Below are 14,316 nucleotides of genomic sequence, written 5' to 3'. Positions count from 1 at the left end.
TTAAAATCGCCATTTATTATAACTTCTAGACGATTCCATTCTAGTTTCAATAGCATCCTCTAATTCTGGAAAAAAATTGATTCCTGTTAGCTCTTCAACAGTATCAACCGAGACGACAAACTCATAAAGCGGTTTGTTAGAATTAACATGAGGCATTAAAAAAGCCAACACCTTTGGGTTTCCATCGTTATAGTCTAAAATAATTTTATAAAACTGGTTTGGGACGGCTACTTTTTCGCTTCCAATAGTTTTTAAATTCCTTCCTAAAACACCACCCGTAACCACAAAAACACCATTATACTTTGAAGCCCAGTACCGTGTTTTTTGTTCCAGCGTGTTCCAAATACCCGAATTAAAGTCATATTTATCAACAAATTTTAAAGTTTACAAGAAACGGCAAATCAAAAAAAATCACTATTAAGAATCATTAAAAATTAAAAAAAAATTAACAACCATAGCGCCTTTCATAACTCACATTTACGGTAAAACCACAACACTGCTGTGGTTTTACCGTAATCCAAATAGTTTAAAATAATGTAGCTTTAAAAAAACAAAATTTAAATGCAGGACTCTTTAACATTTCTTTTAGATAGTTTTCTCAAAAAAAATAAAATTTTTATTGATAGAGAAGAATTAGAATTTCAGATAAAAAGTCATCCTTCCTATCCCAGTTTACATACTATAACAGGGGTTCTAAATCATTTTAATATTGAAAATATTGCTGTTAATGTTCCTGTCAATAAAGAAACTTTAGAACAATTACCTAAAAGTTTTATTGCTCAAATTAGAAACAATAATAGCAATGATTTTTCATTAGTCGTAAAGAAAGAAAAAAAAAATAAATTAATATTTGGTAATCAAGAAAGTGAAACTATTTCTAAAGAAATATTCTTGAAAAAATTTACCGGCATTCTTGTTGGCATAGAACAAGATGAAACTATAAATACAAATCAATTAAAAACAACCAATTTTCAAAAACCACTATTTATATTAGCTTTAGTGCTATTTATTCTGTTATTTTTTAAAAACAATGTAAATATTCTAGCACCTATTTATTTCATTTTATCATTAGCAGGTATTTCCATAAGTTATTTAATTGTTCAACACGATTTAGGATTAAGTTCCAAAATAGTAGATAGCATATGCTCTCAAGAAAGTAAAACTACCAATTGCAATGCAGTATTAAACTCAAAAGGAGCAACACTTTTCAAAAACATAAAATTAAGTGATTTAAGTTTTATCTATTTTATTTCAATTAGTATTGGATCTTTTCTATTAATCACAACAAATAATTCATTAAAATCATTATATGTTATAAGTTTAGCCGCCTTCCCAGTAGTTATTTACTCTATATATTATCAGGTTAAAATTTCTAAAACATGGTGTTTATTATGCTTGGGTGTTGCATCTGTTTTAGTTTGTCAATCATTAATGTTCCTTTTTACTGATATTAACCTTAAAACAATAAATATAGAATCGATCCTATTAGTAGGATTCTCATTTTCAGTTATCGCTTCCTTTTGGCTTTTTATAGTTACAAAATTAAAAGATGAACAAGCATATAAAAAACTAAAAATAGAATCTAGTAAATTTAAAAGAAATTTTGATTTATTTAATACGCTGTTACAACAATCAGAAACAGTAAACACATTATTACCTGACACTTCAGAAATAGTTTTAGGTAACAAAAAAGCAATTTTAAACATTACAATAATTACCAACCCATTTTGTGGCCATTGTAAGGCTGTTCATAATTTGGCAGAAACAATCTTAAGGAAGCACCATAACGAATTAAATATAACTATAAGGTTTAACATTAACACTAATAATTTAGAAACGGATGGCGTATTAGTATCAAGCAGATTGTTGGAGCTATTTCATATAGAAAGCGAAATTAAATGCCTAGAAGCCTTGCATGAAATTTATAATAATCCAGATGCAAAATCTTGGTTACAAAAATGGAAAACATCTTCCAACAACGATTACATTTCTATACTTGAAGCGGAATACAACTGGTGTTTAGTTAATAATATAAACTTTACACCAGAAATTTTAATCAACGGGCAATCTTTTCCTAAAGCTTATGACAGAAGTGATTTAGTATTTTTCATTGAAGAGTTAGCTGAATTCTATCAACACAATCGAAACATAGAAACACCCTTTATTTTAAAACATATCTAAAAACAGTAAAACCCTAATTAAAGGGTTTTACTTGAACAATATTCTCTCGCGAAGAATAGACACAAACTGTGAGTGTCTTTAATGTTCACAGCAAATATAATTTATTAAAATTTTTAATTATGAAAAATTTACAGAATTTAGGAACTGTTTTAAACAAAGCAGAACAAAGAAAAATTAATGGAGGTGGAGGCAGAAAACCATTCATGTGTTCTGGTTTTCCAGTAGTAGTTGCTTGTCCAGTCAAATCAATGTGTAACGAGTATGCACCCGGACAATGGGATTGTAATGGATAACATTTAATTTAAACAAGAAGAGAGGCTTCTCTCTTCTTGTTCTTCATAAAAATGAAAAGGTTTCCTACATATAAACAAATCGAATCTAAAGATTGTGGGCCAACATGCTTAAAAATTATAGCTAAGCATTATGGCAAACATTTATCAATTCCTTTAATTAGGCAAATAAGTGAAACTACAAGAGTAGGAAGTAACTTGCTTAATTTAAGTGACGCAAGTGAAGCCATTGGTTTTAGAAGTTTGGGCGTTAAATTAACTTTAAATGATTTAAACAAAGCACCTTTACCATGCATTTTACATTGGAATAAAGATCATTATGTAGTACTCTATAAAATAAAAAAAAAAACCTATTATATTTCAGATCCTGCCCATGGTTTAATTTCTTACACTAAAGATGAATTTCTAAAATTCTGGATTGGTAATAATGCAACCGAAAAAACACAAGAAGGTATTGCGCTACTATTAGATCCTACTCCCAATTTTTATAAGAATGAATTTGATGAAGATGAAGAACAGAAGTTTAACTTCACTTATTTATCAAAATATTTATACAAATACAAAAGCTTTATTATTCAACTTTGTATTGGTTTACTGGCTGCAAGTTTATTACAGTTAGTTGTTCCGTTTTTAACCCAAAGTGTTGTAGATGTTGGGATAAAGAATAGAGACCTTAATTTTATTTATTTAATTTTATTTGCACAAATAACGTTATTTATTGGACGAACAGCTATTGAAATTATTAGAAGTTGGATTTTATTACATGTAAGTACCAGAATTAATATTTCTTTAATTTCTGATTTTTTTATCAAGTTAATGCTTTTACCAATTGCCTATTTTGATGTAAAAATGACAGGCGATTTATTACAACGTATTAACGACCACAAACGTATTGAGCAAATATTAACCACCTCATCGTTAAACGTTTTGTTTTCAATGGTCAACTTTATAGTATTCAGTTTTGTTTTGGCTTATTATAGTTTACAAATTTTTAGTGTTTTTTTAATTGGTAGTTTGCTGTATTTTTTATGGATTAAAATATTCTTAAAGAAACGAGCAACATTAGATTATAAGCGTTTTTCAGCTTTAAGCCAAGAACAAAGTACTGTAATAGAGCTAATAAATGGCATGCATGACATAAAACTGCATAATGCCGAAAAACAAAAACGTTGGAATTGGGAACATACACAAGCTAAATTATTTAAAGTATCCATAAAAAGCTTGGCTTTAGAGCAAACACAGGGCGTTGGTTCATCTTTTATTAATGAACTTAAAAATATTTTTATCACTATTCTTTCCGCAAAATTGGTAATAGATGGTGACATTACATTAGGTATGATGCTTGCTATCTCCTATATCGTTGGACAATTAAATTCACCTGTACAACAGTTAATTAATTTTGTTCGAGAATTACAGGATGCTAAAATATCTTTAGATCGTTTAAGTGAGATCCATAATATGGATAACGAGGAAATGGATCCTCAAAATAAAATAAAAGACATCCCAAAAAGTGGCGCTATCTCTATCAAAGATGTAACGTTTACATATACAGGTTCCGATATTGAAGTTTTAAAAGATTTAAACCTAGAAGTTCCTGCAAACAAAACTACAGCTATTGTCGGTACCAGTGGAAGTGGAAAAACCACATTAATGAAATTGCTTTTAGGCTACTACCAACCCAATAAGGGAGATATCCTAGTCAATCAATTTTCGCTGAATAACATCTCGCAAAAAGCTTGGCGAGACCATTATGGTGTTGTTATGCAAGAAGGTTACATATTTAATGACACCATTGCCAATAATATAGCCATTGGAGAAGATATTATAGATAAAGAAAGATTAGCACATGCTATTGATGTGGCTAATATTAGAGAATATATAGAATCCTTACCTTTAGCTTACAACACAAAAATTGGCACAGAAGGAACAGGTTTAAGTACAGGACAAAAACAACGTCTATTTATAGCACGAGCTGTTTATAAAAACCCAGATTATTTATTTTTCGATGAGGCAACTTCTGCTTTAGATGCTAATAATGAAAAAGTGATTATGGGGAATTTAAATACTTTTTTTGAAGACAAAACGGTGGTTGTAATTGCTCACCGTTTAAGTACGGTAAAAAATGCGCACCAGATTGTAGTTTTAGAAGATGGTAAAATTGTAGAAATAGGAAATCACAATGAACTAGTTACCAAAAAAGGAAACTATTACAACTTGGTGAAAAACCAATTAGAACTTGGGAATTAATGTCAAAAAAACTAGAAGAAATAGAATTACGTAGCGAGCAAGTGCAAGATATACTATCTTATGTCCCACATTGGATGATACGTTATGGCAATTTATTGTTTTTAGCCCTAATAATGCTGTTTTTTAGTTTAAGTTGGCTTATTAAATATCCTGATGTTATTACTGCAGAAACTTTAATAACCACACAAAATCCGCCTCAAAAAGAATATGCAAAAATAAGCGGTAGAATTGATAGTGTTTTTGTTAAAAACAATCAAATTGTAGATAAAAACACCATTTTGGCTACTTTAGAAAACACTGCAAGTTTTAACGATATACAAACTTTAAAACAGATTGTAGATACTATAAAACCCAATAACAAGTCGTTCTACTTTCCTTTAGATGAATTACCCATTCTATTTTTAGGAGAAGTTGATGCAGATTTTGCACTTTTTGAGAACTATTATTCTCAATACATTTTAAACAAACAATTACAACCATTTTCTAATGATGCTTTAGCTAACAAAAACACACTACTGGAATTACAAAACAGACTACAAAACGCAAAAGCACAATTAAAAATTAACCAAACAGAATTAGAATTTGCCAAAACTAATTTAGAACGCCATGAAGCCTTATACAAAAAAGGTATTATCTCTAAATTAGAATATGAAAACAAACAATTAGAATACGCACAATTCCAACGTAATTTAAAGAATTTTGAATCCTCAATTTCACAAATAAGAGAAGCCATAAGCAATGCCAATAAAAGCACAACAGGAACAGAAATAACAAAAACTAGAGAAGAAATTAAGCTTTTAAAAAATGTGCTACAAGCTTTCAACCAATTGAAAAATGCTATTCATAATTGGGAACAAAAATATGTATTGAAATCTAATATAAAAGGTAAAGTTTCTTTTTTACATTTCTGGAATGCGAATCAAAATGTAAGTACTGGAGATTTGGTTTTCACCATCATTCCTACTCAAAACCTTTCCTACATAGCAAAACTAAAAACACCCATGCAAAATTCAGGAAAACTAAAGGTTGGTCAGCAAGTTAATATAAGCGTACAAAATTATCCTGAAACTGAATTCGGATTCTTGTCTGGCAGTATTAATCAAATATCTATAATTCCAGACAATGAAGGCTTTTATTTAATAGATGTAAAACTCCCGAATAAATTAATAACATCATATAACAAAGAAATAGAGTTTAAACAAGAAATGATTGGAAAAGCAGAAATAATTACAGAAGATCTGCGATTAATTGAACGTTTTTTCTATCAAATAAAAGACATATTTAAATAACCGAATTCTCTCGCGAGGAATAGACATAAACCTTGAGTGTCTTTAAATGATCAAGGCAAATTTAATTTATAAATATTTTTATTATGAAAAATTTAAAATAATTAGGAACAGTTTTATTTAAAGCTGAACAAAAAGCAACTAATAGAGGAAGACCTCCAACTACGCTTACATGCCCTGGTTCTTCATATACATATGGTGAATGGCTTTATACTTCGATATCTGGTGAAACAGGACCAGGAGCACCTTGTGGCTTTACTACATCAAGTGGTAATTGCTATGGTTACGTGCAGTCGAATGGCACTACTTGTACAGGTTCATAAATCATCAATTTATTATTTACTGTGCCTTTCACTAGGTTCAGTATTTTAATCAAAATAGTCGTGAAACAAACTTGAATAAATTGAATTACGCAGTAATCAAGTATAAGTCGCATTTATTAAAAACTCCGTTGGAACGGCATATTTGGTAAACTTAATTAATCCGAAACAATTTAAAATCGCCACTTTCTATAATCCGATAAAGCTTCAATTCTAGTTTCAATAGCATCCTCTAATTCTGGAAAAAAATCGATTCCTGTTAGCTCTTCAACAGTATCAACCGAGACGACAAACTCATAAAGCGGTTTGATAGAATTAACATGAGGCATTAAAAAAGCCAACACCTTTGGGTTTCCATCGTTATAGTCTAAAATAATTTTATAAAACTGGTTTGGGACGGCTACTTTTTCGCTTCCAATAGTTTTTAAATTCCTTCCTAAAACACCACCCGTAACCACAAAAACACCATTATACTTTGAAGCCCAGTAGCGTGTTTTTTGTTCCAGCGTGTTCCAAATACCCGAATTAAAGTCATGATTTTGCGGACTAATATTACTGGTTAAAAACGTTTCATCATGCGCTTCTTTGCTATAGCGCCTGTCAGCAGCTGGACAAAGATGTCCACGATCATAGCCTGAATTTTTATAATTACGCCAATTGGCAGCGCCTGTTTTTACGGCTTTATCAATCTCAAAATAGGGACGCTCAAAATTAGTTTGAGATAGGTGTTCTTTTTTCAATTCGTAAGCAACCCATTCTGCCTGTTCATGAGATTCACTATAACTTAAGGAATAACCTTGATGATGAACCACTTGACCCGTTGTACTGGTTGGTAAAAAAAAAGCAACTGTAGGCGTCTTGATCTCGCGACCAGAATCTACAATTGCTTGTTCTTCTTTTTTATTCAAAAAAAACTCATAACCGTAAACACCAAAAACTAATACAATGGCTAGTATGGAATAAACGGTTCGGTTAGTCATTATCTTAAACTTCCTAAACTACTTTTCAACGTTTCTATTTTAGCTAATGCATCGGCTTCTTTATTACGTTCATTAGCAATTACTTGTTCCGGAGCCCCAGCAACAAATCGCTCATTGGCTAATTTTTTTTGAACCGATTTTAAAAAGCCTTCGGTGTATTTTAATTCATCTTCTAGCTTTTTAATTTCCTCTTCAACATTTATAGCGCCTGCAATAGGAATAAAATATTCATTAGACTTTACACGAAATGTCAAAGCGCCATCAACAGCACCTTCTACGTACTTTATAGTTTCCAAATTTCCTAATTTCATAATAACCGAATCCAAGGATATAGAAGCTGCTTCATTATTAATGACTGAAAAACCAATGGCATCTTTAAACGGAATATTTTTGTCCTTTCGGATGTTTCGGATACCCGAAACGACATCTTGCATAAAGTTAAACTCGGCAATCAACGCTGTATTAACGGCTTTTTGTTCAGGCCATGCCGAAACAATTAATGCGTTTTCAGGTGTACGAGTTTCCATATACTGCCAAATATCTTCTGTAAGAAATGGCATAAATGGGTGTAATATTTTTAAAATATTTTCAAATTGTGCATGAACTTCCTGAAGAGTTTTCGCATCGATTGGTTGTTGGTAAGCAGGTTTTACAATTTCTAATAACCACGAAGCAAAATCATCCCAAATAAGTTTATAAGTTGCCATTAAAGCATCAGACAAACGGTATTTACTAAAATGATCTTCAATTTCAATGAGTGTTTCCTGGAATTTCGCATCGAACCATTCTAAAGCTATCTTGCTAGATTCTGGTTGTGGAATCGTATCACTTACCTCCCAGCCTTTTACTAAACGGAAGGCATTCCATATTTTATTGGCAAAACCTTTTCCTTGTTGGCAGAGTGCCTCATCAAACATTAAATCGTTTCCAGCGGCTGAACTTAATAATAAACCAACACGAACACCATCAGCACCGTAATCATCAATCAATTTTAAAGCATCAGGTGAATTCCCTAATGATTTACTCATTTTTCGGCGTTGTTTATCACGTACCAAACCAGTTAAATAAACGTTTTGGAACGGTTTTTCATCTTTATATTCGTAACCAGCAATAATCATTCGTGCTACCCAAAAGAATAAAATATCGGGACCTGTAACTAAATCGTTGGTTGGGTAATAGTATTTTATTTCCTCGTTTTCTGGGTTCCGAATTCCATCAAAAACACTCATTGGCCATAACCATGAGGAAAACCAGGTATCTAAAGCATCTTTATCTTGCTTTAAATTGTCTGCAGTTAAATTAGAGTTTCCTGTTTTCTCTTGAGCTTTTATTAAAGCTTCTTTAGCTGTTTCAGCAACTACAAAATCTTCTTTACCGTCACCATAGAAATAAGCTGGAATTTGTTGTCCCCAAAGCAGTTGCCTGGAAATATTCCAATCGCGAATATTCTCCATCCAGTGTCTGTAGGTATTTTCAAATTTCTTTGGAAATAATTTAATTTCAGCATCTTCACCTAAAACGGCTTCAATTGCTGGTTTTACCAAATCTTCCATTTTTAAGAACCATTGATCTGATAATCGTGGTTCAATTACGGCTTTGGTACGTTCGGAGGTTCCTACCTTATTTAAGTGCTGTTCGGTTTTAATTAAAATATTATTCTCCGTAAGTTCTTTTACGACTTCCTTACGAACCACAAAACGATCTTTTCCTTCATAATGCAAACCAAAACTATTTAGTGTTGCATCATCATTAAAAATATCAACAACTTCTAAATTGTGTTTGTCTCCTAAATTCTTATCGTTTTCATCGTGAGCAGGTGTAACCTTTAAACATCCGGTTCCAAATTCAACATCTACATATTCGTCTTCAATAATAGGTATAACACGATTACAAATTGGTACAATGGCTTTCTTACCTTTTAAGTGGGTAAAACGTTCATCATTTGGATTGATACATATGGCTGTATCTCCAAAAATAGTTTCTGGACGCGTGGTAGCAATGGTTAATGTCTCATCACTACCCTCAATTTTATAATTAAGATAGTATAAATTCCCTTGTTGTTCCACATGAATAACCTCCTCGTCAGACAAGGTTGTTTTAGCCTCTGGATCCCAATTTACCATGCGGTAACCACGGTAAATTTGACCTTTATTATATAAGTCAACAAATACTTTTATCACGGATTCAGACATATCGTCATCCATGGTGAATTTGGTTCTGTCCCAATCACATGAACATCCTAGTTTTTTTAGTTGCTCAAGAATTACACCACCATATTCATGTGTCCAATCCCAAGCATGCGCTAAAAATTCATCGCGTGATAAGTCATTTTTATCTATTCCCTGTTCCTTTAATTTTGCTACAACTTTGGCTTCGGTAGCAATAGATGCGTGATCAGTTCCTGGTACCCAACAGGCATTTTTGCCCTGTAAGCGCGCACGCCGAATTAAGACATCTTGAATGGTATTATTAAGCATATGACCCATATGAAGCACTCCTGTTACATTAGGAGGCGGAATAACAATAGTATATGGTTCTCTATGATCTGGTTTGGAATGAAAATAATTGTGTTTCATCCAGTAATCATACCATTTACTCTCTACTTGACTTGCATCATATTTTGATGGAATTTGCATACTTTGGAATAGTTTTTGAAATATAACACACAAAAGTACTTATATTTCTTTTTTCAATAAAATTAAAAGACGTGTTATTGTGCAACTATTCAAGTTTAACATATTTATAACGTTGCCATACATCTATTTTTTTTGTTTTATGCCGAAAAAGTGAGTAAGTTTACAACCGAATTAAACATATATATTATGAAAAATTTAATTACTATACTTTTTGTTGGTCTGATTAGCTTTGCGGCAAACGCTCAAGAAAAAGTAGCAAAAATCGAATTTAAAGAAACAACAATTGATTACGGCGTTATAGAAAAAGGCGCTGATGGTGTACGTGTTTTTGAATTCACCAATACAGGTGATGCGCCCTTAATTATTACAGACGTAAAGTCTAGCTGTGGCTGTACCGTTCCAAAAAAACCAGAAGGTCCAATAGCACCAGGTAAAACAGGTGAGATTTCAGTTAAGTATGACACAAATCGTGTGAATCCTATTCGTAAAACCATTACGGTTCTTTCAAATGCTGAAACACCTACAGTAGCACTTAAAATAAAAGGGGAAGTAATTGACCCAAGCAAAACAAGTGTTCTAGAAAAGAAAAGTACAAGTGTTATGAATCAATAATTATTGATACAAACACATTTATTAAAAACAGCCTTGATTTCTCAAGGCTGTTTTTAGTTTAATAGGTTTTTTAACTGAAACTTATATAAAAAAGGCTTTCCATTTCTTTCAACTTTAATCGTCATTTTTTTACCGTCTTTACCTTTAAACAATTGAACAACTTCTTGTAATGAATATTTCTTAACATCAGCACCATTAACTTCTAAAATTATATCACCCATTTGTAACCCTATTAATTGTGCTGGACTATTGGGTCTTAAATTAACAATTTCAAAAGCTGGCGCTACATTTAAACGGTAATCACTTCTGGAGTCTGAATTAGTAATAAACTTGGTTACATCTGTAGTTCCTCCATACGTCAACCGACCGTTATTAATCTGATAATAGTAATTTTTAATAAGTCGGACACCACGCTGTTCAATATCAATTCCACTCTTATTATAACTAAATTGATTATTAAAGTTCGCATTCTTTTTTAATATCATGTAGGATTCTTGATAATTAAAAGTCACGTGAAAACGTTTTAAAATTTCAGCACCAATGGTACCATTTCTATCTTTTATTTTTTTTAGTGTTTCAATAGATTCTCCAAAGGGAAAAGCAACTAACGATTCATTTAAAACAAATGAATTAATAATTAATGCTTCAACTTTTGAACGCTTACCATATAGTTCTCCGCTTAATCCATAACCTAAAAAATCATCAAAATAATTATCAGTAGAAACAATATCTTGCGAAGCGTCTTCAAATAGCCAAAGTGCATCACTAGCTCCTGTATCTAATAACATTTTTATTGGAATTTGTTTGTTATCAATAGATACCTCGGCAGTAATATAGGGTTTAGAATTATGAAACTCTAAAGGTATTTTTTCACATTTTCTACAAGGCTTTTTATTTTTCGATTGAGGCTTGGTTAGCTTAATGTGTTTTGCTCGGTAATTAATATCAACTATAAAATCTTTAAATATATCATAACCAATAATACCATGTATAGGAACACCTAGTTTTGGAGCGTAATCCATACTACCATTAAAAATGGCAAAAATGGTTTGTTGGTACTTGATAGCATTACCGACTTCAATTTTATTTTGTGTCGATTTTGCAGCCTGAACTAGTAGTCCTTCACCTAATCCTTTTAAAAAAATAGTTTCTTTCTTTTCTAAATTTAACACTTCCAAGCCATTTAGGTTATCAAATAAAATAGGCTTCGTAACACCACTATCTAAAATAAAAGACAAAGGCATTCCATTTATAACCACTGGAATAACAATTAAATTATTGATTAATTGAAAATGAATTTTATCAGAAGTTTTTCCGTTCTGAAATTGAAATCCCTGCTCTTGTGATTGTAAGTTTAAACCAACCAAGAGCGCAAGAACAACGAGAATAAATTTAGAACGTTTCATATAAAAAGCATGAAAGAAACTTTAATTTACAACAAATTCCCGATAATTCTCTAATTACAACGTCTTTTTAACAATTAAATCAATATTATTTTCAGAACTTTACGCCTTTAATACTATAAGCTCATGCCAAAAATATCTCAAAAAGGCGCATTAATGCCACAATCGCCTATAAGAAAGCTTGTTCCATTTGCAGAAGAAGCCTACAAAAAAGGAAAAACGGTTTACCATTTAAATATTGGTCAACCAGATATAAAAACACCTGAAATAGCTCTAGATGCTGTAAAAATTAATTCATTAGACATTTTAGCCTATACCAGATCGGAAGGTTCTGATGAATATAGAGCCAAGATTGCTAATTACTACAGCAAACATGAGATTCATTTAGTAAAAGAAGATATTATAGTTACTACAGGTGGCAGTGAAGCACTTTTATTTGCCTTTGGTAGTATTATGGATGTGGATGACGAAGTAATAATCCCAGAACCTTTCTACGCCAACTACAATGGGTTTTCAACTGCATCTGGTGTAAATATTGTTCCCGTAATATCAAAAATTGAAAATAACTTTGCCTTACCACCTATTGATGCGTTTGAAAAATTAATCACACCCAAAACAAAAGCTATTTTAATTTGTAACCCAGGAAATCCTACAGGTTACCTGTACACCAAAGAAGAAATTAAGAAATTAGCAGAAATCGTTATTAAACACGATTTGTTTTTAATTGCTGATGAAGTTTACCGTGAATTTGCTTACGACGGTATCACGCACTACTCAATTATGCAGGAAGAAAGCTTAAAAGAACACGCTATAATGATTGATTCTGTTTCCAAACGCTATAGTATGTGCGGTGCTAGAATTGGCTGTTTGGTTTCCAAAAACAAAGATGTTATAGCAACTGCTTTAAAATTTGCTCAAGCACGCTTAAGTCCACCAACATTAGCACAAATTGCTAGCGAAGCTGCCTTACAAACACCGCAAAGTTATTTTGATGAAGTAAAAACAGAATATGTATCGCGTCGTGATATTCTAATTGCAGAATTAGAAAAAATTGAAGGTGTAAAAGTTGCCAAGCCTAAAGGCGCTTTTTATTGTATTGTTGAACTGCCAATTAAAAATTCTGATGCATTTGCCCAATGGTTATTGGAGGATTTTGATATTAATGGTGAAACGGTTATGGTAGCTCCAGCTGCTGGTTTTTATTCTACTCCTGGTGTTGGATTAAATCAAATCCGTATTGCATACGTGCTGAATAAAGATAGTTTAGTAAAGGCGGTAAACATTTTAAAAGAAGCCTTAAAAGTCTATAAAGACTAGTGCAAATCGTACATAACATATCACTAAAACCCTACAACACGTTTGGATTAGATGCAATAGCTAAACAGTTTATATCTGTTAGTTCTATTGCTGAATTACAACATGTTTTAGCTTTGCCTAACTACCCTGAAAAATTTATTTTAGGAGGTGGTAGTAACATGCTACTCACTAAAAATATGGATGCATTAGTTATTCATATAAATTTGAAAGGCATTACCATTGTTTCAGAAGAAGAGCATTTCGTGACTGTTAAGGCAAATGCCGGCGAAAATTGGCACGAATTTGTTTTATGGTGTTTGAAACATAACTATGGTGGTTTAGAGAATTTATCTTTAATTCCAGGAAATGTTGGAACCGCACCTATACAAAACATTGGTGCCTATGGTGTGGAACTAAAAGATAGTTTTGTGTCTTGTAACGCATTAATGACAAGTTCGGGCACGATGAAAACGTTTGATAAAGCAGCTTGCCAGTTTGACTATAGAAATTCTATTTTTAAACAGGGTGCTAAAGGACAATTTGTTATTTGCAGTGTAACGTTTCGCCTATCAAAAAACAAGCACAAGCTCCAAACTAATTATGGCTCTATTTCCGCGCAATTAGCAGAAATGGGAATTAAAAACCCAACAATTCAAGATATTTCAAAAGCCGTAATTGCTATCAGGCAAAGTAAATTACCTGATCCTAAAATAATAGGAAATAGTGGCAGTTTTTTTAAAAATCCGGTTATTTCAACCAAATTATACAACCACCTGAAATTAGAATTTCCAGACGCTCCTGGTTATGTAATTTCAGATGTAGAAGTAAAAGTACCTGCAGGTTGGCTGATAGAAAAAGCTGGATTTAAAGGTAAGCGTTTTGGTGATTATGGTGTTCATAAAAAACAAGCTTTAGTACTGGTTAATTATGGTAACGCCAAAGGTTCGGACATTCTTAAATTAGCCCAATTAATCCAAGATACCATTTACCGGTTATTTAAAATAAAAATTGAAGCAGAAGTAAATATTATTTAATTGAATAGAATTATATAACTTTAACTTTTCT

At 31.9% G+C, this 14,316-nt stretch carries 10 protein-coding genes and 1 pseudogene; 7 read left to right on the top strand and 4 right to left on the bottom strand.

Going from position 1 to position 14,316, the window contains the following annotated elements:
• A pseudogene (locus BM239_RS12915) lies at nt 1-348 on the bottom strand (DNA/RNA non-specific endonuclease); the annotation flags it as partial.
• A 213-nt stretch (nt 349-561) separates the two neighbouring features.
• Between BM239_RS12915 and BM239_RS12910 the strand changes: the two are divergent.
• The 4 genes from BM239_RS12910 (at nt 562) to BM239_RS12900 (ending at nt 6,007) form a co-directional block, all read left to right on the top strand.
• Nucleotides 562-2,181, top strand: coding sequence for a vitamin K epoxide reductase family protein (locus BM239_RS12910; protein ID WP_092209294.1), 1,620 nt, complete (start codon nt 562-564; stop codon nt 2,179-2,181).
• 119 nt (nt 2,182-2,300) lie between these two features.
• The gene (locus BM239_RS15445) at nt 2,301-2,474 is read left to right on the top strand and encodes a hypothetical protein (protein WP_177209042.1); all 174 of its coding nucleotides are present in this window, start codon (nt 2,301-2,303) and stop codon (nt 2,472-2,474) included.
• 51 nt (nt 2,475-2,525) lie between these two features.
• Nucleotides 2,526-4,718 carry a peptidase domain-containing ABC transporter gene (locus tag BM239_RS12905; protein ID WP_092209292.1) on the top strand — a complete coding sequence of 731 codons (2,193 nt, stop codon included), beginning with the start codon at nt 2,526-2,528 and terminating at the stop codon, nt 4,716-4,718.
• Entirely contained in the window at nt 4,718-6,007 is a 1,290-nt protein-coding gene (locus BM239_RS12900; RefSeq protein ID WP_092209290.1) for an HlyD family secretion protein, read from the top strand. The genes BM239_RS12905 and BM239_RS12900 overlap by 1 nt, the downstream gene beginning before the upstream one ends.
• 490 nt (nt 6,008-6,497) lie before the next feature.
• Here BM239_RS12900 and BM239_RS12895 read toward each other — a convergent pair whose 3' ends face one another.
• Nucleotides 6,498-7,304 carry a DNA/RNA non-specific endonuclease gene (locus BM239_RS12895; protein WP_092209288.1) on the bottom strand — a complete coding sequence of 269 codons (807 nt, stop codon included), beginning with the start codon at nt 7,302-7,304 and terminating at the stop codon, nt 6,498-6,500.
• Nucleotides 7,304-9,940 carry a valine--tRNA ligase gene (locus BM239_RS12890; RefSeq protein WP_092209286.1) on the bottom strand — a complete coding sequence of 879 codons (2,637 nt, stop codon included), beginning with the start codon at nt 9,938-9,940 and terminating at the stop codon, nt 7,304-7,306. The genes BM239_RS12895 and BM239_RS12890 overlap by 1 nt, the downstream gene beginning before the upstream one ends.
• Before the next feature lie 186 nt (nt 9,941-10,126).
• On the opposite strand from BM239_RS12890, the gene BM239_RS12885 reads away from it, so the two are divergent.
• On the top strand, nt 10,127-10,552 hold the full coding sequence (locus BM239_RS12885; protein WP_092209480.1) for a DUF1573 domain-containing protein: 426 nt from the start codon (nt 10,127-10,129) through the stop codon (nt 10,550-10,552).
• A 53-nt stretch (nt 10,553-10,605) separates the two neighbouring features.
• Here BM239_RS12885 and BM239_RS12880 read toward each other — a convergent pair whose 3' ends face one another.
• Nucleotides 10,606-11,958 carry a PDZ domain-containing protein gene (locus BM239_RS12880; protein ID WP_092209284.1) on the bottom strand — a complete coding sequence of 451 codons (1,353 nt, stop codon included), beginning with the start codon at nt 11,956-11,958 and terminating at the stop codon, nt 10,606-10,608.
• Nucleotides 11,959-12,081: 123 nt separating this feature from the next.
• Here BM239_RS12880 and BM239_RS12875 point away from each other — a divergent pair, with 123 nt between their 5' ends.
• The gene (locus BM239_RS12875; RefSeq protein ID WP_092209282.1) at nt 12,082-13,272 is read left to right on the top strand and encodes a pyridoxal phosphate-dependent aminotransferase; all 1,191 of its coding nucleotides are present in this window, start codon (nt 12,082-12,084) and stop codon (nt 13,270-13,272) included.
• Nucleotides 13,272-14,285, top strand: coding sequence for a UDP-N-acetylmuramate dehydrogenase (murB, locus tag BM239_RS12870; RefSeq protein ID WP_092209281.1), 1,014 nt, complete (start codon nt 13,272-13,274; stop codon nt 14,283-14,285). The genes BM239_RS12875 and murB overlap by 1 nt, the downstream gene beginning before the upstream one ends.
• Nucleotides 14,286-14,316 lie beyond the last annotated feature (31 nt).

The organism is Algorimicrobium echini (assembly GCF_900115185.1).
GTDB lineage: Bacteria > Bacteroidota > Bacteroidia > Flavobacteriales > Flavobacteriaceae > Algorimicrobium > Algorimicrobium echini.
Note: the sequence above shows the minus strand (reverse complement) of the source record. Positions and strands in the feature narration are given on the sequence as shown.